Source organism: Streptomyces sp. NPDC007863, from assembly GCF_040633895.1.
In the GTDB taxonomy this organism is placed as follows: Bacteria; Actinomycetota; Actinomycetes; order Streptomycetales; family Streptomycetaceae; genus Streptomyces.
Genome location: NZ_JBEYEI010000016.1, coordinates 122,825 through 144,602 on the forward strand (window position 1 = coordinate 122,825; position 21,778 = coordinate 144,602).

The window sequence follows — 21,778 nt, forward strand, 5'->3', positions numbered from 1 at the left end:
TGCCCTGTTGCAGAGGGCAGTTGGACAGATACATTCAGCCGCGGTCGACGCGTTCCGGCGCAGGTTCTGACCCGGGTCCGTGAAGTGCGGATCCGCGCAAGGGCCAGTAAGTAATAGGGGAGTTAGGCATGGCTCAGGGCACCGTCAAGTGGTTCAACGCGGAGAAGGGCTACGGCTTCATCGCGGTCGACGGTGGTGCGGATGTTTTCGTCCACTACAGCGCCATCCAGATGGATGGGTACCGCAGCCTCGAAGAGGGCCAGCGAGTCGAGTTCGAGATCTCGCAGGGTCAGAAGGGTCCGCAGGCGGACATGGTCAAGGTGACCGCCTGAGGCGCGGCGCGATCGGCCACCGACGTCTCGTCGTCGAGGGGCCCGCATCCCCTGGGATGCGGGCCCCTCACGCGTTCCCGGACGCCGGTGGGGCGCCTCGCGCGCGCCTCCCGCGCGCGGATGGCGTCGAGGTGCCCGATCCACGAGAGTCGCTTGCACTCGCATGGGTCGAGTGCTAATCATTGGCGTTAGCACTCGGAAGGTGAGAGTGCTACGAGGACTGGGCATGACGAGGCCGCCGACCCGGGTGGGGCAAGGAACCACACGGTGCGCGGAGGCCGTCCGTCGCGGGCGTCGGCGCGGTCCTGGAGCGTTATCCACCCCATGTCCGGGAGGACCACTTCACATGGCCAAGATCATCGCGTTCGACGAGGAGGCCCGGCGCGGTCTCGAGCGCGGCATGAACCAGCTCGCTGACGCCGTCAAGGTCACCCTCGGCCCCAAGGGCCGTAACGTCGTCCTCGAGAAGAAGTGGGGCGCCCCCACGATCACCAACGATGGTGTCTCCATCGCCAAGGAGATCGAGCTCGAGGACCCGTACGAGAAGATCGGCGCCGAGCTGGTCAAGGAAGTCGCCAAGAAGACGGACGACGTCGCCGGCGACGGTACGACCACCGCCACCGTCCTCGCCCAGGCGCTCGTCCGCGAGGGCCTCCGCAACGTCGCCGCCGGTGCCAACCCGATGGCCCTCAAGCGCGGCATCGAGAAGGCCGTCGAGGCCGTCTCCGGCGCCCTGCTCGACCAGGCGAAGGAGGTCGAGACGAAGGAGCAGATCGCCTCCACCGCCTCCATCTCCGCCGCCGACACCCAGATCGGCGAGCTCATCGCCGAGGCGATGGACAAGGTCGGCAAGGAAGGCGTCATCACGGTCGAGGAGTCCCAGACCTTCGGTCTGGAGCTCGAGCTCACCGAGGGCATGCGCTTCGACAAGGGCTACATCTCGGCGTACTTCGCCACCGACATGGAGCGCATGGAGGCCTCGCTCGAGGACCCCTACCTCCTCATCGTCAACTCCAAGATCTCCTCGGTGAAGGACCTCCTCCCGCTCCTGGAGAAGGTCATGCAGTCGGGCAAGCCGCTGCTGATCATCGCCGAGGACGTCGAGGGCGAGGCCCTGTCGACCCTGGTCGTCAACAAGATCCGCGGCACCTTCCGCTCCGTCGCGGTCAAGGCCCCGGGCTTCGGCGACCGCCGCAAGGCCATGCTCCAGGACATCGCCATCCTCACCGGCGGCACGGTCATCTCCGAGGAGGTCGGCCTCAAGCTGGAGTCGGCCGGTCTCGACCTCCTGGGCCGCGCCCGCAAGGTCGTCATCACCAAGGACGAGACCACCATCGTCGACGGTGCCGGTGACAGCGAGCAGGTCGCGGGCCGCGTGAACCAGATCCGCGCCGAGATCGAGAACAGCGACTCCGACTACGACCGCGAGAAGCTCCAGGAGCGCCTCGCGAAGCTCGCCGGCGGCGTGGCGGTCATCAAGGCCGGTGCCGCGACCGAGGTCGAGCTCAAGGAGCGCAAGCACCGCATCGAGGACGCCGTGCGCAACGCCAAGGCGGCCGTCGAGGAGGGCATCGTCGCCGGCGGCGGCGTGGCCCTGCTCCAGGCCTCCAGCGTCTTCGAGAAGCTGGAGCTGGACGGCGACGAGGCCACCGGTGCCGCGATCGTCAAGCTCGCCCTGGAGGCCCCGATCAAGCAGATCGCGGTCAACGCCGGCCTCGAGGGCGGCGTCGTGGTCGAGAAGGTGCGCAACCTGACCCCGGGCCACGGCCTCAACGCCGCGACCGGCGAGTACGTCGACCTGGTCGCCGAGGGCATCATCGACCCGGCCAAGGTGACGCGCTCCGCGCTGCAGAACGCCGCGTCGATCGCCGCGCTCTTCCTCACCACCGAGGCCGTCATCGCCGACAAGCCGGAGAAGGCCGCGGCCCCGGCCGGCGGCGGCATGCCGGGCGGTGACATGGACTTCTGATCCTGACGGATCGGCAGTTCATCGCTGACGCGAGTCGAACGCGAACGCCGAGGGCGGCACTCCCCGCGAGGGGGGTGCCGCCCTCGGCGCGTTCCCGGTCCTTCCGCGTCTCAGACCACCGGCCGGACGAGCGCCTCGGCGAGCGGCTCCCCGGTCCGGCGCGCGTACGCCACCCGCGCCTTCACCTCGGCGAGCGTCCGGGGCCGGTAGCCGGGCCCGCACCCCTGACAGCAGCTGGTGGGGAACCGCACCCCCGCGTGCAGCAGCACGGACAGCACCCGCCACCCCTCGGTGTCCCGCCGCCGCGGCGGCTGGAACGCGGTCCCGACCCCGGTCGTCGGCTCCCCGCACCGCGGACAGCGGTGCTCGGGCCCGTGCTCGTCCCCCTGCTTGTACGAGGCGCGGCACGGCAGACAGACGTACGAACTCCTCCGGATCCCCATGGGGGCAGGGTAGGGGTGGGGGAAGTCTCTGGCATGCCGGTTTCGACCGGTTGTACGATCACTTCAGCCGGCAGGTGGGGGGCATCGGGCCGGCGCCCGCGCGTACCGCCGTGGCCGTCCGTCCGTCTGCCATGCCGCCGTCTCCGCGTACCCCTCCGCAGCCTGTCGTCATCGACGCTTTTCGTATGAGGGGGACCCCTTTTGTCCGTTCGAAGAACGGTCGCGCTCGCGCTGAGCGCGGCCCTGGCCGTCACCGGCCTCACCGCCGCGGCCCCGGCCGCGGTGGCCGCCGACACCGCGCCGTACGAGGCGATCATCGACCCGATGCCCCAGGCGGGCACCCTGCCGGCGTATACGCTCGAAGCGGTCGGCGTCAGCGGCGCGCTCCTGGCCAAGGGCCCGGAGAAGCGCTGGGTGAAGCTGGGCTACGGAAACAGCGTCGTGGCTCCGGCGTGCTCGTCCGCGGACGAGTCCTACGCGTACGGCGACCGGTACGTCTGCCCCGACCCGGAGAGCGGCCGCGCCACCGTCCACGACTTCAAGGCCGGGCGGGCCGACACGGTGGACACGACCGCCGGACAGACGTGGCTGCCGCTCGTCGCCGGCAATCAGCTGGTCCGGGTCCAGCCCGGGAGCGACGGGGTCACCCTCTCCTTCCACGGGTTCGGGACGGGCGCGCCCGCCGACCGCCAGGTGCGCCTGCCGGGCGCCACCGCGCAGCCGTCCGTCCTCACCCAGGACGACACGGGCGCGGTCATCGGCTACGCCACCGGGGACACCCGGACCGTCGCGCTCCTCGACTTCGCCTCCGGCGCCGTCACCCCGCTGACCCAGGCGTCCTTCCCGGTCGTCTCCGCGTCGCTCGACACGGGCCGGATCGCGCTGGGCGGGGGTGCCGGGACCGCGAAGGTCCTCGTCCTCTCGCGCACCGAGCCGACCGCCCCGGCGCGCGAGGTCACGCTGCCCCAGCAGATCGCCGACGGCACCACCGTGCCCGTCCTCCTCGGCGATTGGATCGTCGGCAAGGCCCCCCTGCCCGACACGGAGACCCTGTCCGGCGCCGCCGAGCTGTGGGCCGTGCCGATCGCCGGCGGGGAAGCCCGCCGGTTCGGAGTGACCGTCCGTCAGTCCGATCCCGTCTTCCGCTCGTCCGGCTGGCTGTACACCTTCGGCGAGAACGACGACGCCGACTGGTGGAGTCTGCTGCGGATGGGCATCAGCGCCGACGGGGAGCCGTGGGCGTACTGGGAGGCCTCGGTCGGCGAGCCCGCCAAGACGGAGGGCCTGACCCTGTCGTACGGGCAGCTGGTGTCGCAGTCCGGCTCGGCCCGTTCGGAGCGGTACCTGCTGGGACACGGGTCCGACTACAAGTCGGACGCCCTGTGGGGCTGTGACGCCATGGTCGCGAACAACCGGTGCCCGCATGCCCCGTCGAGCGCGACCCTGCCGCGCTGGTGGGCGGACGACGGCGCGGGCCGGCTGGTCACCCTGGAGCAGGCCGACAAGCCGGGCTGCGTCGCCTGCGCCGTCGCGGTGAAGGTGTGGCCGTACCCGGTGCGGAACGAGGACCGTCCGCCCCGGACGGTGGTGCTTCCGTACGCCACCGCGCTCAAGGCCAAGACGCTCGTCCGGTCCGAGGGCCGGTACGTGCACTTCTACGCCACCTCCGGCACCACCCTGCGCTCCATCGTCGCGGACGTCGAGACCGGCGCCGTGCTGCGGGACTCCACCAACCTGAACCAGTCGCTCTGGGGCCGTCAGCTGTGGACCGGCTCCGCCACGAACGGCACGGTCTCGGCGGTCGACGTGGTGACCGGGGCGACCGTCGCCACCGCCGACCTCGGCACCGGCTGCGCCTTCACCGGCCTTGAGGTCGTCGGCAAGTGGATCACGCGGCGGTGCGCCTCGGCGCCGGGTTCCGTCGTCGTCCACGACCGTGAGGCGAAGAAGTCGGTGTGGACCCGCATCCCGGCCGCCGCCAAGCCGCGGCTCGGTGACGGCTTCATCGCCTACACCGCGACCGGCGCCACCACGGGCCTGTACGTGGAGGACGTCCGGTCCGGCACGCCGGTCGAGCGTCATCTCGGTGACCTCGCGGCCGACCGCGATCAGTACGAGGGCCAGGGCTGGACGGTCGACCGCCACGGCGGCGGCATCGCCTACGTCGACTCCTGGGAGGCGATCAGGGTCGTCGGCCTCGGCGGCACCACCAGCCGGATCACGGCCGTCGACGCCTCCGTTCCGGCCGCGGTCGACATCAGGAGGGGCGTCTGGCAGCCCCGCTGGTGGCTGTCGAAGGAGAAGGCCGGCGCGGCTCAGATCTCCCTGAAGAACAAGCTGACCGGGCAGGTCGTGCGCACGCTGAGCGTGTCCGGTCCGACGGGCACGGTCCACCTGTACGGCGGCTGGGACGGGAAGTACGGCTGGGACGGGACGGACACCGCCGGCAACAAGGTGCTCAACGGTACGTACACCTGGACCCTCACCGTGAAGCCGAGGGACGGGCAGGGCGCCGATCTCGTCCAGACCGGGTCCCTGCGCGTGACCGGCGGGGCGCCCGTCTGGCGTGACCTCGCCGGCGACGACGCCGTCGGCGACCTGCTGGTCACCGACTCCCTGGGTGCCGTCTCGATGTACCGGGGCAACGGCACGGGCGGCCTGTCGGGGCGGACCGCCGGGACGGGGACGAAGTTCCCCGCCGGGACGCTCCTCATGCCCTTCGGCGACGTGAACAGCGACCGGTGCAATGACGTCCTCGTCCGCGTCGGGAACGAGCTGCGGGCCTACCGGCCCGGCTGCGGCAAGGTCGTCTCGGCCTCGTCGCCGTACACCCTGATCGGCACCGGCTGGGGCCAGTTCGACCAGCTGACCGCGCCCGGCGACCTGAACGGCGACGGTCACCCGGACCTGGTCACCCGTCAGACCAGCACCGGCGACATGTACTTCTACGCCGGCACCGGCGGCACGTACCTGAAGCCGCGGGTGCGGATCGGCGTGGACTGGAAGCTCTACAAGAAGGTCGTCGGCGTCGGCGACATCAACACCGACGGCCGCGCCGACCTGGTCGCCCTCGACTACGCCGGCGTGCTCTGGCGGTACGACGGGACGCCGAGCGGCCGCGTGACCGCGCGGGACCGGATCGGTGGCGGCTGGAACGTCTACTCCGCCCTGGCCGGGGTCGGCGACGTGACCGGGGACGGGCGGGCCGATCTGCTCGCGCGGACCACGGACGGGAAGCTGTACCGGTACGCCTCCGACGGCCGGGCGAAGTACGCGGGCCGCGTGCTCATCGGCAACGGCGGCTGGAACGCCTTCAAGGGGCTGTTCTAGGCGTAGGGAGAAAAAGGGGGAGGCCCGGGGCGTCACGCCCCGGGCCTCCCCCCTTTCTCCTTCGTTACGGCTCGCGGCGGAAGAGGGCCGTCCAGAGGAAGCCCTCGCCGAAGTGCGGGGAGTCCGCGGGTTCGGCGCGCATGCGGCGGACCTCCAGCGGGGTCAGGTCCGCGAAGACGGCGCGGAGGTCGGTGTCGGTGTAGGCGAGGCCGCCCTCCAGGGCGCCCGCGCGGTAGAAGCCGGCGTCGGGGCGCTCCGAGCCCATGCCGCCCTCGCCGGCCGCGAAGGCGGTCAGCGCGAACAGGCCGCCGGGGGCGAGGACCCGGTCCAGGAGGGCGAGGTAGCTGACGCGGCGGTGCGGCGGGAGGTGGTGGAAGCAGCCCGAGTCGTACACGAGGTCGTAGGGGCCCTCGACGGTGCCGGGCGCGAAGGCGTCGCCGCGGTGGAAGCGGGCGCCGGTCGTGCCCGTCTCCCGGGCGCGCTCCTCCGCCCAGCGGACGGCGGTCGCGGAGAGGTCGACGCCGTCCACCTCGTAGCCGAGCGAGGCCAGGTGGAGGGTGTTCCGGCCGGGGCCGCAGCCCAGGTCGAGCGCCCGCCCGCCGCCCTTGAGCAGGCCCTGGCCGGCGTACGCCACCAGGTTCTCGTCCGGCTTCGGGACGAAGAACGGCACCGGCCGGTCGCGGTCCGCGTAGAAGCCGTCCCACCAGTCCGCCCCGCCCTCCGTCCACCGGTCGGCGCCGGGCGCGAACAGCCCGTCCAGCAGCACCAGTACGTCCTCGACCGTGCGGATTCCGCGGTCCGTCCCTGCCATGTGGCTCTCCCCTCGACGTGACTTCCAGGGTAGAGGCGGGGAGGGTAAATGCCCAGGTCAGGTGGGGTGTTGGAGGTGCGAGGGGAGGGCTTGTGAGGGGCGTGGGCAGGGTGTGGGGCAGGTCAGGGTCCCTTTCCCCTCGGGCTGCGCCACGTCGCGCTCCCGGCCCCTTCGGCGGCCGGGAAGGGGGGTGTGGAGGGGCCGACCGGGCCGGGTTCTCGGCGACATGACGTATCCGTGGCGGCGGCGATTCGCGCGCCTGTACGACCCGCTTGCCGGCAGGTGGGGGCCTCGGGCCGGCACCCCCGGCCAGGCGTACGTGCCCCTCGCGCACGACGTCCTCCCGCGGCCCCTCCGCAACCTGTCGCCATCGACCTTTCCGCCTGAGGGGAACCCCTTTCTTGGTACTCCTCCACCGGGACCGGTCTGTACGTCGGCCGGGTGCTGATCGGGAGCGGCGGCTGGAACGGGTTCAAGAGCCTGTTCTGACGGGAGCGCCCCCTTTCTCTGTTCGCCGTCGGCGCACTCGGTGCGCCGACGGCGAACCGGCCTCTGGGGAGCGGGTGTTCGGTGGTCGACTGGGCGCATGGACATTCTGGTGCTGGGCGGGACCGCCTGGGTGGGCCGCGAGGTCTCGCGGCGGGCGTTGGAGCGGGGGCACGCGGTGACGTGTCTCGCGCGCGGGGAGAGCGGGGAGGTGGCCGAGGGGGCCGGGCTGGTCGTCGCGGACCGGCGGGATCCGGGGGCGTACGACGCGCTGTCCGGGCGGGACTGGGACGCCGTGGTCGAGGTGTCGTGGCAGCCGGGGTTCGTGAAGGCGGCGCTGGCGGCGCTCGGGGAGCGGGCCCGGCACTGGACGTACGTGTCGTCGGGGAACGTGTACGCCTCGCAGGCCGAGATCGGGGCCGACGAGTCCGCCCCGCTCATGACGCCGACCGAACTCGACGAGGTCGACCGTGAGTTGTACGGGGAGGCGAAGGCCGCCTGCGAGCGGGCGTCGGCCGCCGCCGTCGGGGACCGGCTGCTCGTCGCCCGGGCCGGGCTCATCGGCGGGCCCGGCGACGTCAGCTGCCGCACCGGCTACTGGGCGGCCCGGGCCGCCCGGGACCCGGAGGCGCCGCTGCTCGTGCCGGACGAGCCCGGGCTGCCCACCCGCGTCGTCGACGTGCGGGACCTCGTCGACTGGATCCTGGACTCGGCCGAGAAGGGGCTGACCGGCGCGTACGACGCGGTGGGGCCGAACGTGCCGCTCGGCGAGTGGATCGAGCTGTCCCGCCGGGCCGCCGGGCACCGCGGGCCCGTGGTGCCCGCCGGGTCCGCCTGGCTCCTGGAGCAGGGCGTGACGGAGTTCATGGGGCCCGAGTCGCTGCCGCTGTGGATCGTGGCGGAGGACTGGAGCGGCTTCCAGGCGCGTTCGGGTGCCGCGGCGGCCGCCGCCGGACTCCGGCAGCGGCCGCGTCACGAAGTGATCGCCGACACCCTCGCCTGGGAGCGGGAACAGGGCCTCGACCGGGAGCGGCGCGCGGGGCTGAGCGTGGAGCGGGAGGCGGAACTGCTGGGCCTGCTGGGCGAGTAGGAGTTCAGTCGAGGGACGGGGCGGAGGTGAGCGCGGTGTACGAGGCCTCCGCCCTGCGGGCTTCGGGCGTTCCAGCGGGGGCGTGGCCGAGGAAGTCCCCGGTGGAGCCGGAGTAGGTGATCACGCCGCGGGTGAGGGTGGTGACGTGGTCGGCCTCCTCGGCGAGGTCGGCGACGTCGTGGGTGGACAGGAGGACGCGTACCTCGTCGGTGGCGAGCCGGAGGACCAGGTCGCGGAAGACGCGCCGTTGGGTGGGGTCCATGCCGGCCGTGGGCTCGTCGAGGAGGAGCACCCGGGCGCCGTGCACGAGGGCGGAGGCGACGCCGACCCGGCGGAGCTGTCCGCCGGAGAGCCGCTTCGTCCTGACGCCGGAGTGTTCGCTCATCTGCACCCGGTCCAGGGCGGTCGCGGCCGCTTCCCAGGCCTCGCCGCGGTTCATGCCCTTCAACCAGCCGGTGTAGGCGACCTGTTCGCGGGCGGTGAGGCCGGTCATGGCCGTGATGTTCTGGGGCATCCAGGCCACCTTCCTCCGGTACTCCTTGGACAGGGAGGACACCCGGTCCAGGTGCACGGTGCCGGTCAGGGGGCGGCTCGCTCCGGCGGCGAGTTTCAGCAGGGTCGTCTTCCCCGCGCCGTTCGGGCCGAGCAGGATGGTCAGCCCTTCGGGCACGGTGTAGTCGAGGCCGTTGAGGACGCGGCGGTCTCGGCGGCCGTAGGCATAGGAGACGGCTTCGAGGACGAGGGACACGGGCGGCCTTTCACACGGGGCGGCGAGTGCGGGTCAGCGCGGCCAGACCGGCGGCGAAGACCAGGAGACAGAGGAGGAACGTGGGCAGGTACCCGGCGGGGTGGAGGGTGACGGCCCACGGCCACGGCCGCCGGATGTCGCGGTAGCCGACGAACGCGGTGACGAATACCCAGGCGACGGGGGCGACGGTCGCGAGCTGGGGGCCGACGGCGCCGCCCAGCAGCGCGAGGCCGACGAGGAAGAAGGTGTTGCGTCCCGCCTCGGTCGCCGCCGGGGAGTGGGAGGAGAGACCGATCGCCCACGCGGTCGCCGCGCTCGCGGCGACCGCGTGGAGGACGAGGAGCGCGTCGTACCGGTGGACGGCCCGCGCCGCCGTTTCCTCACCCTCGGGAAGGCGCTGGGCGAGGCTGTGGGTGAGGACGCCGGTGACGATCAGAGGCACGATGTTCATCAGGAAGAGCAGGCTGGTGCCCGGTCCGAACATGCCGGGCAGGGCGACGGACTGGTCGTGCGCCAGTGCGGTGAGCGCGGCGAACGCCATGAGGCCGGGCAGGACGACGGCCGTCACGCGGCGCCCCTTGAACCACCAGATCACGATCCACCTGCCGAAGGTGCGGGTGCGGGTGCGGGTGCGGGTGCGAGGTGGCAGGCCTTCGCCTTCTCCTGTTCGAACCACGCCGCGCGCTGAGCGGCCGTGGGGAGGGCGCGGCCCTTCGCGGCACGCTCCCGTACCTTCGCCAGGACCGCGCCGCCGTTCGCGATCTGGCCGTACTCGGCCCTGCGCCACGCGAGGTAGGGCTCCTCGGCGTCCACCTCGTACGCGGCCCACAGAACGGCCGCGTCGTGGTTGACGATCCAGTCGGCGGAGACGTCGGGGCGGAGCGTGGTGGGGAAGGCGCAGGGAAAGGAAACGGAGTGGAGGAGAACGGCGTACCGGAGGCCCGTGAGATCGCCGTCCGGCCGGTCGGCCTCGGCGGTGAGCGGCAGCCACCAGGTCGAACGGGTCGACGGGGGCCGGTCGCGCTCGTATAGCAGGCTGTCGGCGACCGTGGCGGGTGGAGTGACGTCGACACCGGCCGCTTTGAGCCGTTGCAGTGAGGTGGCGATCTCGCGCCGTGCGGCGTCGAGATCCTCGACCGCGCCCCCCGCCTCCGCCATGCAGACCCGGGGAGCCGAGCCGGTACAGCGGGCCGGTGCGTGGCCGGCGGTGACCGGTCCCTCCGCCACACTCCAGCCCGAGGCGGTGTGCACGCAGACGGCCATGACGGCGAGAGCCGCCACCGGGGCGCCGACGCGCCACGGACGGCGGCCTGCACCGGTCCACCACGCGGCGACGGCCGCCGCCGGTGCGGCGGCGAACAGGAACGGCACCAGGACCGTGGGTACGGAGAAGTACTCCCCGAACGCCGCACTCGTGTCGAGCTGCCCGGACACGTGCCGGGGCCATACCGGGTCGCTGTACGCGCTGGTCTTGGCGATGGCGTAGAAGGCCGCCACGGCGGAGAACGGTGCGGCGATCAGCCGTGGGGTGATGTGTCCGAGGGCGCAGCCGACGATCGCGTACGCGCAGACGATGCCCATGCCCATGAGGAGGGGCAGCAGGGACGCCGGTGTGGGCACCAGCCGCGTCTCGACCAGGCGCATGACGACCGGCAGGAGCAGGATCAGCCAGCCGGCGACGATGGAGGGCGCGAGCGCGACGGCGGCCACGCGGTAGCGGGAGCGGCCCGGGGCGAGGTCCCACACACGGTCCCTCTTGAGTCTCCCGCCGTCCCAGGTCGCGAGGCCCAGGGTGATGGCGTACGCGAACGCGTAGAAGTACAGCAGGGCGATGTGCACCTGCTGGGGTGCCCAGAGGGGGCCCTCGACGACCTCGGCATAGGGCCGGGTGAGATGGAGGGCGTGGAAGAAGTAGAAGACGACGATGCCGACCCAGACCGGTGCGGTCCACAGGGCGGCGGAGGAACGGAGGAGGGCTCGGGTTCTCAAGGGGGCGGCGCCGATCTCGGAGAGAAGCCGGGAGACGGAGCGCCACCTCCCGGCCGGGTCGGGGGCGGGGGTCCGTCAGTCGGCGGCCGTGGTGTCCACGTACACCTTGTCCACGGAGACGGTGGCCCTGGTGTAGATGGATCCGTTGAGCGCCGGGATCGTGAAGTAGCGCTTGGTGCCGCCGTCGATGTGCGTGTTCCACACACCCTGAGAGGTGTAGCTGGGGCCCCTGAAGCACCCGGTGAGGGTGTTCACGCCCAAGTCCTTGTCGAGGCTGTAGGGGATCTCCTGCCACAGCTTCAGCATGAGGGAGGACACGGGCTCACCTTCGGAGGTGCAGCCGGTGAACAGGACCTCCGTGTAGTCGTTGTCGTCCCAGTGGCGGGACTCGTTGTTGCCCGGACCCCAACCGGTGAGCCAGCCGTCCCAGTTGAGAGGCTGGACCTGTCCCGGTTCCGGAGTCGAGTAGAGGGGGAACATCCCCTCCTCGTTCGGCTTGATGGTGTACAGGTCGCTGCCGTCGGGGCGAGGCGTGTCGGCGTGGGCTGCTGTCGTGACGCCGGAGAGCGTGGCGGCGGCGAGCGCCGCGATCAGTAAGGTGCGCCGCGTTCGTGTGCGAGGCATGGTCCCCCCCCATGGGGTCGAAGGTGTACGCCGGGAAGATTCAAAGCGACGTAGCCGTGTCCGTCTGTGGCTTGGGTCACGGCGCGGTAGGCATGGGGTGGAGGTGGCCGGAAGAGAGGGGCCGGAGGCATGGGGTCCGTCCGGCTTTGGTGCCGGATCGGCGCTATCTCCTGGGATTGCGCGGGGAGATATTGACGTAATCCGGGTGGCGTCGTCACGGGGCCACCAGGGCCGGGTCCTGGTGGGAGCGGTGCAGGGCCTCGGTGACGAAGCCGTTCTTCTTCAGCTCCTCGACGAGGGCGGTGAGGTAGGCGATCGTCTCCGGGGCCCTGGCCGTCGTGGTGCCGACGGCCTGGCGGATCTCCATGAAGCGGCCGTCGATCAGGCGGACTTCGGGGTGGGCGGCGACGTACGCGGCGGTCGGCTGGCGGATGCCCGCGCCGGCCTCCAGGTCCAGGGTGCGGAAGACCTCGACGCCCTCCGCGCCGCGGACGACGGTCGCGTGGGAGAGGGCGCGGGTGAGGTGGAGGTCGTAGGCCGAGCCCTGCTTGACGCCGATGCGGACGCCGGGCGCGTCCACGTCCTCGACGGAGACGAGCGGCGAGTCGCGGGGGACCGCGTACACGCCCTCGATGACGACGTACGGGGAGGTGAAGGCGACCTCCTTCTCGCGCGCGGGGTCGATCGCGAGGAAGCAGAGGTCGGCGCGGCCGTCCGCCATCGCCTCGAACGACTTGCGCGCCGCGTCGAAGCAGAGCGTCTCGACGGGGAGCGCGAGACGCCGGCCGATCTCGCGCGCGAGGTCGACCGTGATGCCGGCGGGCGCTTCCGGGGTGCCCTGGGCGAGTACCGGGTTCCCGAGGTTGACGGAGGCCCGCAGGGTGCCGGTGGGGGCGAGGTCGGCGGCGATCGCGGCGAGGTCGTGGTGCGTGGTCGTCATGGTTGCGGAGTCTAGGACGGTGTCCGCTCTCGGCGGGGCATCTGGTTCCGGCCATGCGCACGTGCTTTCGGAAGCTTGAATTCCATGTGGGGGCAGCCGTTCCGGATGGCTGGTTCTTTTCCTTTACCCCCTCTGACCTCGCGATTCGCGCCCGTGGTTCACGTTCGCGATCGAAGATCGCGGTTGGTCTAGACATTTATTCCGGCAGCCGGGTAGGTTTCGGAACGCGAGTTCTCGTGAACGTTTGCACGACCCGAATATCCATCTCCACTTTGTGAGGGATCCTATGGTCAAGGCAATTGTCGGCATGGCGGACCGCCTTCTCGGACGCGTTCTCCGCGAGGAGAGCGCCGAGGCGTACTGCGCCTGCCCCGCGGGCGGCAGCAGCTGGTGCTCCGGCTCCACGCTCTACGTCAAGGTCTGCTGTTCCTGGAACTGCGCGGCGGCGCCCACCTGCGTCACCAAGTCGTACCCGGGCGACTGCTGACCGCCTCCCGCACTCCGCGGTGAACCCCTCCCTCCCCGGCGCCGCCCCACGCGGCCCCGGGGAGGGCCCCGGCCGGACCGGACGACGGAGGAACGACCGTGACCGACGTGACCGACCCCCTGAACCTCGCCCTCCGCTGCGTCGTCGCCGTCGTCTTCGCGGCCTCCGCGCTGGGCAAGGCGCGTGCCCCCGGCGCGTTCCGCACCACCGTCCGCGAGATGCGGATCGTGCCGCTGCGGGCGCTCGGCCCGGTCGCCGTCGCGGTGCCCGTCCTGGAGGCGGTGCTCGCCGTCGCCGTCTGGGTGCCGGCCCTCACCACCTGGGCGTTCGTCCTCTCCTTCGGCCTGATCGCGGTCTTCACCGCGGCCCTGGCCTCGGTCCTCCGCCGGGGGATCGACACCTCCTGCTCCTGCTTCGGCGCCTCCCGGACCCGGGTCGGGCCCGCCCACCTCGTCCGCAACGCCGTCCTCCTGGCGGCGACCGGCACCGGCTTCGCCGCCTCGCTCGCCGCGGGCGGTCCGGGGTCCGTCCCGGTGGCCGGCTCCCTCGACCCCGCCGGGGTCTTCGTCAGCCTGTTCGGCGCGCTCTGCGTGAGCGCGCTCGTCCTCTCCACCGACCTGCTCGCCGACGTCTTCTCGGGAACCGGCGGAGCCGGCCGGCGGACCTCCTGACCCCCCGACCGCCCCCTGCGCATCCGCCGCGAACCCAAGCGAGGCCCTTCCCATGCTCGTCGCCGCCGTCGTGCTGATCGGCTGTCTCTCCGTCTTCAACCTCTTCCTGCTGCTCGCCCTCGCGCGCCGCACCTCGGGCTCCGCCGGGAATTCCGGCGAATACGTCTCCGACGCCCCGGAGAACACGCTTCCCGACGGTTCTCCCGTCCCCGAATTCCATGCCCACGCGCATTCCGGGGAGGAAATCGACCGGAATTCCGTCGCCCCTGGATCCGTCATCGGATTCCTCTCCACCACCTGCACGCCCTGTGTCGAGCAGGCGCCGGAATTCGCCGCCATGGCGAAGGACTTCCCGGGTGGCCGGGACCATGTGCTCGTCTTCCTCAAGGGCGGCGGCCCCGAGCGGCAGCGGATGATCGAACTGCTCGACCCGGTCGCCCGCGTCGTCCCCGAGGCCGCCGGCACCGGGGGCGCCTCCGCCTCCTTCGGGATCGTCCGCTGGCCCAGCTACCTCGACGTCGACGCCGAGGGCCGGATCAGCGACCGCGGCCAGGTCGCGCCCGCCGCCCCGAAGACCCCCGCCGCCCCGACGGCCTCCGCCTCCCGGTGAAGCGGCAGCCGAGGGCGGACGTGCTCCGGGCCGGGCGGACCGCCGCGAAGCTCGCCTGGCGGGCGGGGCCCGGCGCGCTCCTGCTCTACCTGGCGGGGAGCGTCGTCGCGGGACTCCTGCCCGCCGCCGCCGCGCTCCTCGTCCGAGAGCTGTTCGACGCGATCACCCAGGACCGGCCCACGGACGCCCTCGTCCGCGTCGCCGTCCTCATGGTCGGCGTCGCCCTCGGCATCGCGCTCGTCCCCGCCGTCACCGACTTCCTCCGCGAACAGCACGCCCGGCGGGTCCAGCTCCGCGTCCAGGACGAGCTGTTCGAGGGCGTCAACCGGCTGCCCGGACTGCGGCACTTCGAGGACCCGGCCTTCCAGGACGAGCTGCGGCTCGCCCAGGAGGCCGGCTCCTCCGCGCCCGGCATGCTGATCGGCTCGGTCGTCGGCGGCGTGCAGGCGCTCGTGACCTTCCTCGGCTTCCTGATCACGGTCTGCGTCCTCAACCCGCTGCTCGGCGCGCTGACCGTGGTCATGGCGCTGCCGACCTTCCGGACCCAGCTCACCGCGGGCCGCCGCCGGGCCGCCGTCATCCGGGACATCGTGGCGCGCAGCCGCCGCCAGCTGTTCTACGCGAGCCTGCTGACCGACACCGACGCGGTGAAGGAGATCCGGCTCTTCGGGCTCCAGGACCACTTCAAGGACCGGGCCCGGGCCGAACTGGCCGCCGCCTCCGAGGCCGAGCGGCGCACCGAACTCCGCAACCTCGTCAGGGGGGTCGGGCCGTCCGTGCTCGGCGTCGCCGTCTACGGCGCGGGGCTCGTCTGGGTCGTCGGGGCCGTCGGCTCCGGCGCGCTCTCCGTCGGCGACGTCTCCGTCTTCCTCGCCGCCACCGCCGCCATCCAGACCGGCGTCGGCCAGCTCGCGAACACCGGCAGCAACGCCTACCAGGCCCTCCTCACCTTCGTCTCCTACCGGGCCCTGCGGGACCTCACCCCCGACCTGCGGCAGCTGGAGGGGCCGGCCGAGGAGCCGCGCCCGCTGCGGTCCTCGATCACCTTCGAGAACGTCTGGTTCCGGTACGACGACTCCTCGCCGTGGGTGCTGCGCGGGGTGGACCTGACGCTCACCGCGGGCGCGGCGACCGCGCTCGTCGGACTGAACGGCGCCGGCAAGAGCACCCTGGTGAAGCTGCTGTGCCGGCTGTACGACCCGACCGAGGGCCGGATCCTGTGGGACGGCACCGACATCCGCCGCTTCACCCCGGACGAGTACCGCCGCCGGATCGGCGTCGTCTTCCAGGACTACGGCCGCTACGACCTCACCGCCGCCGAGAACGTCGGCCTCGGCCGGCTCGACCGGGCCGGCGACACCGCCGCCGTCACCGCGGCGGCGCGGGCGGCCGGCGTCCACGACCGGCTCACCCGCCTGCCCGCCGGCTACGGCACCCTCCTCAGCCGGATCTTCGTCCCGGACGCCGAGCAGGGCGGCCCCGGCGCGTCCTTCGCCGGCCAGTCGCTCTCCGGCGGCGAATGGCAACGGGTCGCCGTGGCACGGGCGTTCATGCGCGCCGACGCCGACCTGCTGATCCTCGACGAGCCCAGCGCGGGCCTGGACGCGGAGGCCGAGAAGGAGATCCACGACAGCCTGCGCACCCTGCGGGGCGGCGCGACCGGCGTGGTGATCTCGCACCGGCTCGGCGCCGTCCGCGACGCCGACCGCATCGTCGTCCTCGGCGACGGCCGGGTCGTCGAGGAGGGCACCCACCGGACGCTGATCGAGCGCGGCGGCCGGTACGCGGAGCTGTTCACGCTCCAGGCCGACGGCTACCGTACGGACGCGCCGGACCCGGTCCCGGACCCGGTGCCCTGAGGAGAGGCGAGACGCGGATGTACCCGTACGTGATCCTCGGCGCGACCGCCGGCCCGGTCCTGCTCCTGGTGCTGCTGCGCCGCTTCCTCTCCCGGCTGCGGATCAACGGGCCGAGCATGATGCCGGCCCTGCGCGACGGCCAGCGGGTCCTCGTGGTCCGCGGCGGCGCGGCCCGGCTGCGTACCGGCCGGATCGTCGTCGTCGCCCCACCCGAGGGACTCGTGCGCCCCCGCCCGGGCGCCGGCCCGGCGGCCCGGCCGCCGCTGGTGGTGAAGCGGGTCGCCGCCCTGGCCGGGGAACCGGTCCCGCCCGAGGTGTGCGCCGCCGCCGGCGTCCCCGAGGGCGCGCTCGTCCCGCCCGGCCGGATCGCGCTCCTCGGCGACAACCCCGCCTTCAGCACCGACTCCCGCTTCTGGGGCCTGCTGCCGGTCTCCAGCGTCGTCGGCGTCGTCGTCGACCGGGTCGACCGGGGCCCCGCGCCCGCGTGACGTGCGCGGAGGCGGGGCCTCGTCCTTCGGAGCCGTACGGAAGGACTCCCGGTGCGGGTCAGACCTTCACGGCCTCGGGCTCGGGCTCGTGGCCCGGGGTGGCGGCGGGCGTGCCCGCGGCGACCGGGGCGGGGGTCGCCGCCGCCTCCGTGTCCACGTCGAACTCCTCGATCAGCTCGCGGCTGAAGCCCCAGAAGTACGTGGCGACGAAGCCGACGAGGTAGCCGACGATCAGGCCGCCCGCGTAGATCGCGATGGTCGTGCCGAGGCCCTTGTTGCCGTCGAGGAGCGGGAAGAGCGCCCAGCCGGACGGGCCGATGGCGGTGGAGCCGACCTTGTCGCCCAGCATCGAGAAGAGGCCGACGAACCCGCCGCCGAACGCGCCGCCGACGCAGGCCGTGACGAAGGGGCGGCCCAGGGGGAGGGAGACGCCGTAGATGAGCGGTTCGCCGACGCCGAGGAAGCCGGCCGGGAGGGCGGACTTGATGGTGCGGCGGATGGAGCCGTTGCGCGGCAGCTTCAGGTAGACGGCCATGGCCGCGCCGACCTGGCCCGCGCCCGCCATCGCCAGGATGGGGAGGAGCGCGGTGTAGCCCTGCTGCTCGATGAGCGTGGTGTGGATGGGGATGAGGGCCTGGTGGAGGCCGAGCATCACCAGCGGCAGGAAGAGGCCGCCGAGGAGGAAGCCGGCGCCGGCGCCCGCGTTCTCCAGGAGCCAGTTGGCGAAGTCGCCGATGCCCTGCGAGACCTCGCCCGCGACGAACATCAGGCCGTAGATCGTGACGAGCCCGGAGACGAGCACGGTGAGCGTCGGGGTGACCAGGACGTCGAGGGACTCCGGCACCCAGCGGCGGCACCACTTCTCCACGTACACGGCGAGGACGGCCGCGCCGAGCGCGCCGAGGACACCGCCCTGGCCGGGGGAGAGGGTCTGGCCGAAGACCTCGATCTTGGCGACGCCCGCGAAGACGATGATGGCGGCGACCGCGCCGCCGAGGATCGGCGTGCCGCCGAACTCCTTCGCCGTGTTGAAGCCGACGAAGACCGCGATGAGGGCCATGAAGCCGCTGGCGATGGCGGCGAGCGCCGGGGTGACGCCGGGCAGCCAGCCGAGGTTGATCAGCAGGCCGTTGAGGCCGGCGATGATGCCGCAGCCGATGAGGGCGGGGATCAGCGGGACGAAGATGTTCGCGATCTTGCGGAGGAAGAGCTTGAAGGGGGTCGCGTTCTTCGCCTTCCGCGCCGCCTTGAGGGCGGCGCCCTTGTCGGCCAGCTCCTCGGCGGAGTGCGCGGGGGCCTCCGCGGCTCCCTCGGCCACCAGGGCCTCGAACTCGGGGGTGACGCGGGCGACCGTGCCCGGGCCGAGGACGATCTGGTACGTGTCGTCCTCCACCACGCCCATCACGGACGGCAGGGCCTTGAGGGCCTCGTCCTGGACGAGCGAGCGGTCGCGCAGACCCAGCCGGAGGCGGGTCATGCAGTGGGCCACGGAGGAGATGTTCCCGGCGCCGCCGACGAGGGGGAGGATCGCGGCGGCGATGGCGCGGTTCTTGTCGTCTGTGCTCATGGTGCGGTGGTGCCTTCGGTACGGGGGCGGGGGACGGCTCAGGGGGTGGTCGCGTGCAGCGCCGCACGCAGATGGCCGTGGGACTCCTCCAGGCGGCGGGCCGCGGTGGCGGCGTCGACGTCGGCGAGGATGATCAGGATGGCGTTCTTCACCTCCCCCTCGGCGGCGGCGAGCGCGGCCTCGATCTGCTCGTCGGGGGCGCCGGTCGCGAGCGCGACGATGCGGCGCGAGCGGGCCTGGAGCTTCTCGTTGGAGGCGCGGACGTCGACCATGAGGTTCCCGTAGGTCTTGCCGAGGCGGATCATGGTGATCGTCGAGATCATGTTGAGGACGAGCTTCTGGGCCGTGCCCGCCTTCAGGCGGGTGGAGCCGGTGAGGAGTTCGGGCCCGGGGACGACCTCGATGCCGTGCTCGGCGGCGGCGGCGAGCGCGCTGTCCGTGTTGCAGGAGAGTCCGATGGTGAGCGCGCCGAGGGCGCGGGCGTGCTCGACGGCGCCGATGGCGTACGGGGTGCGGCCGGAGGCGGAGATGCCGACGACGGTGTCGTCGGGGCCGACGCCGAGCGCGTCGAGGTCGGCGCCGGCCAGCTCCTTGGAGTCCTCGGCGCCCTCGACGGCCTGGACCATGGCGGAGGGGCCGCCCGCGATCAGGCCGACGACCTGGGAGGGGTCGGTGTTGAAGGTGGGCGGGCACTCGCTGGCGTCGAGGACGCCGAGGCGGCCGGCGGTGCCGGCGCCCAGGTAGAGGAGGCGCCCGCCGCGGGCCATCCGCTCGGCGGTGGCGTCGATGGCGGCGGCGATGGCGGGGAGCTCGCGGGCGACGGCGGCGGGGACGGACTGGTCCTCGCCGTTCATCGTGCGGGCGATCTCCAGGGTGGACAGCCGGTCGATCTCGGCCAGTTCGGGGCGGAACGCCTCGGTGGTGAGGGTGGCCAGCTGGGCGCGGAGCTCGGAGTACGTGGTGGACACGGGCGGCTGCTCTTTCATGGTCGTGGTGTCAGCGGGTGGTTCGGGGCGCGTGCCGGTGGGCGAGGGCTTCGTACGAGGCCGCGAGGGCAGGGGCCGCGGTCTCGTACGTACGCTGTGTGATGACGGTGAACAGGCAGTCCACGACCAGGAGTTGACTGGTGCGGGACGACATGGCGGCCGGCCGGAGCTCGCTCTCCCGGGCGGTGGAGGTGGTCAGCACGTGGTCGGCGTACTGGCTGACGGGGCCGTCGGGGCGGCCGGTGACCGCGACCGTGGTGGCGCCGTGCTCGAAGGCCACCCGGAGCGGTTCTATGACGTCGCCGGTGGAGCCGGAGTGGGTGATGGCGAGGGCCACGTCGCCGGGGCGGAGCTGCACGGCGTTGGTGACGGCGAGGTGCGGGTCGCCGTGGGCGTGCGCGATGAGGCCGATCCGCAGCAGTTTCTGTACGAGGTCCTGGGCGACGAGGCCGGAGGCGCCGACGCCGTACACGTCGATGCGGCGGGCGCCGGCGCAGGCGGCGGCGACGGCGCCGAGCTGCGCGGTGTCGAGTCCGGCGGCGGTGTCGGCGAGGGTCTGGCGCTCGTCGTGGGCGAGCTTGGCGACGACGTCGGCGACGGGGTCGTCGACGGCGATGTCGGCGGTGACGGAGGGCGCGCGCCCGGACTGCTGCTGGGCGGCGAGCCCGGCGAGCGCGAGCCGCAGGTCGCGGTAGCCCGGGTAGCCGAGGATCCGCGCGGTGCGGACCACGGTGGCCTCGCTGGTGCCGGTCAGCTCGGCGAGACCGGTGACCGTGAGGGCGGCGCACCCGGCGGGGTCCCCGGCGACGGCCTCGGCGACCCGCTGCATGGAACGGGTCATGGAGGGGGCGAGGGTCCGCACCTTGGCGGCGAGGGCGGCGGGGGCGGGGGGCGCCTCCCCGCTGAAAGTTTCCTTCACGTCATTGGTCACGCTTGAAAGATACTTTCAGGACCGGGCGCGGACAAGACCCCGTACGTCCCGGATGAGGAGGGGACCTTCGTCCTTCCGGGACGGCCGGGGGACAATGACCCCATGGACGACATCGACCCCGTGGAGCAGGCGCTGCACGCCGCTCGCGCACTGGTGCTGGCCGACCTCGCGGCCCGTGACGTGGCCGCCGCGCAGGTCGTGTCGATGGTGGAGGACGCGGTGACGCACCGCCGCTGGTGGGTCGAGCACTGGCCCGAGGGCGTCGAGTACGTCGCCGGCCTCGTCGCCCAGGACGTCCAGGACGCCCTCCTGGAGGCCTACGGCCGCTGGCCCCTCTGCCCCGTCTGCTCCTCCGGCGACCCCCACGCCCTCGACGTCGAACCCGAACTGGGCCCGGACCCCCACTGGGTCTGCGGCAAACAGGGCGTCGTGGTGGCCCGGGTGGGCGGGCTGACATGAGTCTCCCCGCCGACGGGCCGGGGCCCGCGGGCGGAGCCGGCGGTACAGGACCCCGCCGATGACCCTCTACATCGACCCGCCGACCTGGCCGGGCCACGGCCGCATGTGGTCCCACCTCGTCAGCGACGCCTCCTTCGAGGAACTCCACGCCTTCGCCGCCGCCCTCGGCGCCCCCGCCCGCGGCTTCGACCGCGACCACTACGACATCCCGTCCGACTGGTACGAGAAGACGCTCGCCGCCGGCGCGCTCCCGGTCGGCTCCAAGGAACTCCTCCGCCGGCTCACGGAGGCGGGGCTGCGCCGGCCCAAGGGACGGCCGGCCTCCTAGGCGGGGTGCGAGCGCCCTCCCGGAAAGAGATCCGGTACGTCGGGCAAGGGCGGGAAGTGCGGCGCGCACTCCGGGCACGCGTACACGTTCCATCCGGGCCCGGAACTCTGGTGCACCTCGGCGACGGTCACGGGTGCGTCCGTGATCCGTTGGCACCGCGCGCACATGCGGACGGGCTTCCGCGCGGACGGCTCCGGGCTCGGCACGCTCACCACGCCATCACCCCCGGGGCGTGCACGTCCCGCGTGTCCAGGTCGACCCCGAAGTCTGCCGCCAGCACCAGGCCGACCCGCCGCCAGAGTTGCAGGGCAGCCCGCTCCTGCTGCCGTTCGTGCGCGAGCAGATAGGGACGGACGAGGGCGGTGCCCTCCCCGTCGAGGGTGTCCATGAGCCCGTACGGGGAGCGGGGGCGGCGTTCGTCCATCCGCAGGGCGGGGACGGCGGTGGTCGCCGGGGCGCTTGCCCGGCGCTGCCGGGAATCGGCCGCCAGCGCGCTGAGCAAGTGTGCGAGCAACGCGACGATAAGGTTCCGCATGGCCGAAGCTCCATTCTTCGGTCAGCCCCTGGGGTGGCCCTGCCCGGCCGCGCCAGGGGCGCTTCTGTGTCGGGCATCACTGTATCCGCAGTTAT

General features: G+C 72.7%; 22 protein-coding genes. 11 read left to right on the forward strand and 11 right to left on the reverse strand.

Translation table 11 applies throughout. The features are described 5' to 3' along the window. Positions 1-128 precede the first annotated feature (128 nt). Positions 129-332 carry a cold-shock protein gene (locus ABZ621_RS24775; protein ID WP_030498267.1) on the forward strand — a complete coding sequence of 68 codons (204 nt, stop codon included), beginning with the start codon at positions 129-131 and terminating at the stop codon, positions 330-332. 346 nt (positions 333-678) lie between these two features. Beyond that, on the forward strand, positions 679-2,301 hold the full coding sequence (groL, locus tag ABZ621_RS24780) for a chaperonin GroEL (protein ID WP_043226129.1): 1,623 nt from the start codon (positions 679-681) through the stop codon (positions 2,299-2,301). Positions 2,302-2,411: 110 nt separating this feature from the next. On the opposite strand, the gene ABZ621_RS24785 is transcribed toward groL, so the two are convergent. Then, positions 2,412-2,744 (reverse strand): deoxyxylulose-5-phosphate synthase, encoded by a 333-nt coding sequence (locus ABZ621_RS24785; RefSeq protein ID WP_360608060.1) that lies wholly within the window; start codon positions 2,742-2,744, stop codon positions 2,412-2,414. A gap of 201 nt (positions 2,745-2,945) precedes the next feature. On the opposite strand from ABZ621_RS24785, the gene ABZ621_RS24790 reads away from it, so the two are divergent. Then, positions 2,946-6,074, forward strand: coding sequence for an FG-GAP-like repeat-containing protein (locus ABZ621_RS24790; protein ID WP_360608062.1), 3,129 nt, complete (start codon positions 2,946-2,948; stop codon positions 6,072-6,074). A 64-nt stretch (positions 6,075-6,138) separates the two neighbouring features. On the opposite strand, the gene ABZ621_RS24795 is transcribed toward ABZ621_RS24790, so the two are convergent. Continuing rightward, on the reverse strand, positions 6,139-6,885 hold the full coding sequence (locus tag ABZ621_RS24795; RefSeq protein ID WP_360608064.1) for a class I SAM-dependent methyltransferase: 747 nt from the start codon (positions 6,883-6,885) through the stop codon (positions 6,139-6,141). A gap of 586 nt (positions 6,886-7,471) precedes the next feature. Between ABZ621_RS24795 and ABZ621_RS24800 the strand changes: the two genes are divergently transcribed. Beyond that, a complete protein-coding gene (locus ABZ621_RS24800) occupies positions 7,472-8,461 on the forward strand; it encodes an NAD-dependent epimerase/dehydratase family protein (RefSeq protein ID WP_360608066.1) in 990 nt (329 codons plus the stop codon). Between the two features lie 4 nt (positions 8,462-8,465). On the opposite strand, the gene ABZ621_RS24805 is transcribed toward ABZ621_RS24800, so the two are convergent. The 5 genes from ABZ621_RS24805 to ABZ621_RS24825 form a co-directional block, all read right to left on the reverse strand. Then, positions 8,466-9,209: an ATP-binding cassette domain-containing protein gene (locus ABZ621_RS24805; protein WP_360608068.1), complete on the reverse strand. Its 744-nt coding sequence runs from the start codon at positions 9,207-9,209 to the stop codon at positions 8,466-8,468. 10 nt (positions 9,210-9,219) lie between these two features. After that, complete coding sequence (locus tag ABZ621_RS24810) at positions 9,220-9,777, reverse strand: hypothetical protein (RefSeq protein WP_360608070.1); 558 nt, start codon at positions 9,775-9,777, stop codon at positions 9,220-9,222. Positions 9,778-9,800: 23 nt separating this feature from the next. After that, entirely contained in the window at positions 9,801-11,198 is a 1,398-nt protein-coding gene (locus ABZ621_RS24815; protein WP_360608072.1) for a PTPA-CTERM sorting domain-containing protein, read from the reverse strand. 75 nt (positions 11,199-11,273) lie between these two features. Further along, the gene (locus tag ABZ621_RS24820; RefSeq protein ID WP_360608074.1) at positions 11,274-11,822 is read right to left on the reverse strand and encodes a hypothetical protein; all 549 of its coding nucleotides are present in this window, start codon (positions 11,820-11,822) and stop codon (positions 11,274-11,276) included. A 214-nt stretch (positions 11,823-12,036) separates the two neighbouring features. Beyond that, complete coding sequence (locus ABZ621_RS24825) at positions 12,037-12,762, reverse strand: transporter substrate-binding domain-containing protein (protein WP_360608076.1); 726 nt, start codon at positions 12,760-12,762, stop codon at positions 12,037-12,039. Between the two features lie 307 nt (positions 12,763-13,069). Here ABZ621_RS24825 and ABZ621_RS24830 point away from each other — a divergent pair, with 307 nt between their 5' ends. The 5 genes from ABZ621_RS24830 to ABZ621_RS24850 all read left to right on the forward strand — a co-directional run bounded on the left by ABZ621_RS24830 (position 13,070) and on the right by ABZ621_RS24850 (position 16,877). Continuing rightward, positions 13,070-13,249 (forward strand): hypothetical protein, encoded by a 180-nt coding sequence (locus ABZ621_RS24830; RefSeq protein ID WP_189951076.1) that lies wholly within the window; start codon positions 13,070-13,072, stop codon positions 13,247-13,249. A 98-nt stretch (positions 13,250-13,347) separates the two neighbouring features. After that, on the forward strand, positions 13,348-13,920 hold the full coding sequence (locus ABZ621_RS24835; RefSeq protein WP_360608078.1) for a MauE/DoxX family redox-associated membrane protein: 573 nt from the start codon (positions 13,348-13,350) through the stop codon (positions 13,918-13,920). Between the two features lie 52 nt (positions 13,921-13,972). Next, the gene (locus ABZ621_RS24840) at positions 13,973-14,530 is read left to right on the forward strand and encodes a hypothetical protein (protein ID WP_360608080.1); all 558 of its coding nucleotides are present in this window, start codon (positions 13,973-13,975) and stop codon (positions 14,528-14,530) included. Beyond that, a complete protein-coding gene (locus ABZ621_RS24845; protein ID WP_360608082.1) occupies positions 14,527-16,389 on the forward strand; it encodes an ABC transporter ATP-binding protein in 1,863 nt (620 codons plus the stop codon). Before ABZ621_RS24840 ends, ABZ621_RS24845 begins: the two co-directional genes overlap by 4 nt. 17 nt (positions 16,390-16,406) lie before the next feature. Continuing rightward, positions 16,407-16,877: a S26 family signal peptidase gene (locus tag ABZ621_RS24850; RefSeq protein ID WP_360608084.1), complete on the forward strand. Its 471-nt coding sequence runs from the start codon at positions 16,407-16,409 to the stop codon at positions 16,875-16,877. Positions 16,878-16,935: 58 nt separating this feature from the next. On the opposite strand, the gene ABZ621_RS24855 is transcribed toward ABZ621_RS24850, so the two are convergent. Genes ABZ621_RS24855 through ABZ621_RS24865 form a run of 3 tightly spaced genes read right to left on the reverse strand, consistent with a single transcriptional unit; the run spans position 16,936 to position 20,361 of the window. Beyond that, complete coding sequence (locus tag ABZ621_RS24855) at positions 16,936-18,444, reverse strand: PTS transporter subunit EIIC (RefSeq protein WP_360608086.1); 1,509 nt, start codon at positions 18,442-18,444, stop codon at positions 16,936-16,938. A gap of 38 nt (positions 18,445-18,482) precedes the next feature. Further along, on the reverse strand, positions 18,483-19,430 hold the full coding sequence (murQ, locus tag ABZ621_RS24860; protein WP_360608088.1) for an N-acetylmuramic acid 6-phosphate etherase: 948 nt from the start codon (positions 19,428-19,430) through the stop codon (positions 18,483-18,485). A gap of 10 nt (positions 19,431-19,440) precedes the next feature. Then, complete coding sequence (locus ABZ621_RS24865; RefSeq protein WP_360608090.1) at positions 19,441-20,361, reverse strand: MurR/RpiR family transcriptional regulator; 921 nt, start codon at positions 20,359-20,361, stop codon at positions 19,441-19,443. Positions 20,362-20,463: 102 nt separating this feature from the next. Between ABZ621_RS24865 and ABZ621_RS24870 the strand changes: the two genes are divergently transcribed. Continuing rightward, complete coding sequence (locus tag ABZ621_RS24870) at positions 20,464-20,820, forward strand: hypothetical protein (protein ID WP_360608092.1); 357 nt, start codon at positions 20,464-20,466, stop codon at positions 20,818-20,820. Positions 20,821-20,878: 58 nt separating this feature from the next. Beyond that, positions 20,879-21,148, forward strand: coding sequence for a DUF4031 domain-containing protein (locus ABZ621_RS24875; RefSeq protein ID WP_360608094.1), 270 nt, complete (start codon positions 20,879-20,881; stop codon positions 21,146-21,148). Positions 21,149-21,356: 208 nt separating this feature from the next. Here the strand turns inward: ABZ621_RS24875 and ABZ621_RS24880 are convergent, their stop codons facing one another. Further along, positions 21,357-21,683, reverse strand: a complete 327-nt coding sequence (locus ABZ621_RS24880; RefSeq protein ID WP_360608096.1) for a hypothetical protein — start codon at positions 21,681-21,683, stop codon at positions 21,357-21,359. Positions 21,684-21,778 lie beyond the last annotated feature (95 nt).

Bases quoted from the DNA above. Each gene is read 5' to 3' on its own strand.
- ABZ621_RS24830 (WP_189951076.1), top strand. From the start codon at position 13,070: ATGGCGGACCGCCTTCTCGGACGCGTTCTCCGCGAGGAGAGCGCCGAG.
- ABZ621_RS24840 (WP_360608080.1), top strand. From the start codon at position 13,973: ATGCTCGTCGCCGCCGTCGTGCTGATCGGCTGTCTCTCCGTCTTCAAC.
- ABZ621_RS24825 (WP_360608076.1), bottom strand. From the start codon at position 12,762: ATGACGACCACGCACCACGACCTCGCCGCGATCGCCGCCGACCTCGCC.
- ABZ621_RS24795 (WP_360608064.1), bottom strand. From the start codon at position 6,885: ATGGCAGGGACGGACCGCGGAATCCGCACGGTCGAGGACGTACTGGTG.
- murQ (WP_360608088.1), bottom strand. From the start codon at position 19,430: ATGAAAGAGCAGCCGCCCGTGTCCACCACGTACTCCGAGCTCCGCGCC.
- ABZ621_RS24775 (WP_030498267.1), top strand. From the start codon at position 129: ATGGCTCAGGGCACCGTCAAGTGGTTCAACGCGGAGAAGGGCTACGGC.
- ABZ621_RS24850 (WP_360608084.1), top strand. From the start codon at position 16,407: ATGTACCCGTACGTGATCCTCGGCGCGACCGCCGGCCCGGTCCTGCTC.
- ABZ621_RS24855 (WP_360608086.1), bottom strand. From the start codon at position 18,444: ATGAGCACAGACGACAAGAACCGCGCCATCGCCGCCGCGATCCTCCCC.
- ABZ621_RS24820 (WP_360608074.1), bottom strand. From the start codon at position 11,822: ATGCCTCGCACACGAACGCGGCGCACCTTACTGATCGCGGCGCTCGCC.
- ABZ621_RS24800 (WP_360608066.1), top strand. From the start codon at position 7,472: ATGGACATTCTGGTGCTGGGCGGGACCGCCTGGGTGGGCCGCGAGGTC.
- ABZ621_RS24875 (WP_360608094.1), top strand. From the start codon at position 20,879: ATGACCCTCTACATCGACCCGCCGACCTGGCCGGGCCACGGCCGCATG.
- ABZ621_RS24870 (WP_360608092.1), top strand. From the start codon at position 20,464: ATGGACGACATCGACCCCGTGGAGCAGGCGCTGCACGCCGCTCGCGCA.
- ABZ621_RS24880 (WP_360608096.1), bottom strand. From the start codon at position 21,683: ATGCGGAACCTTATCGTCGCGTTGCTCGCACACTTGCTCAGCGCGCTG.
- groL (WP_043226129.1), top strand. From the start codon at position 679: ATGGCCAAGATCATCGCGTTCGACGAGGAGGCCCGGCGCGGTCTCGAG.
- ABZ621_RS24785 (WP_360608060.1), bottom strand. From the start codon at position 2,744: ATGGGGATCCGGAGGAGTTCGTACGTCTGTCTGCCGTGCCGCGCCTCG.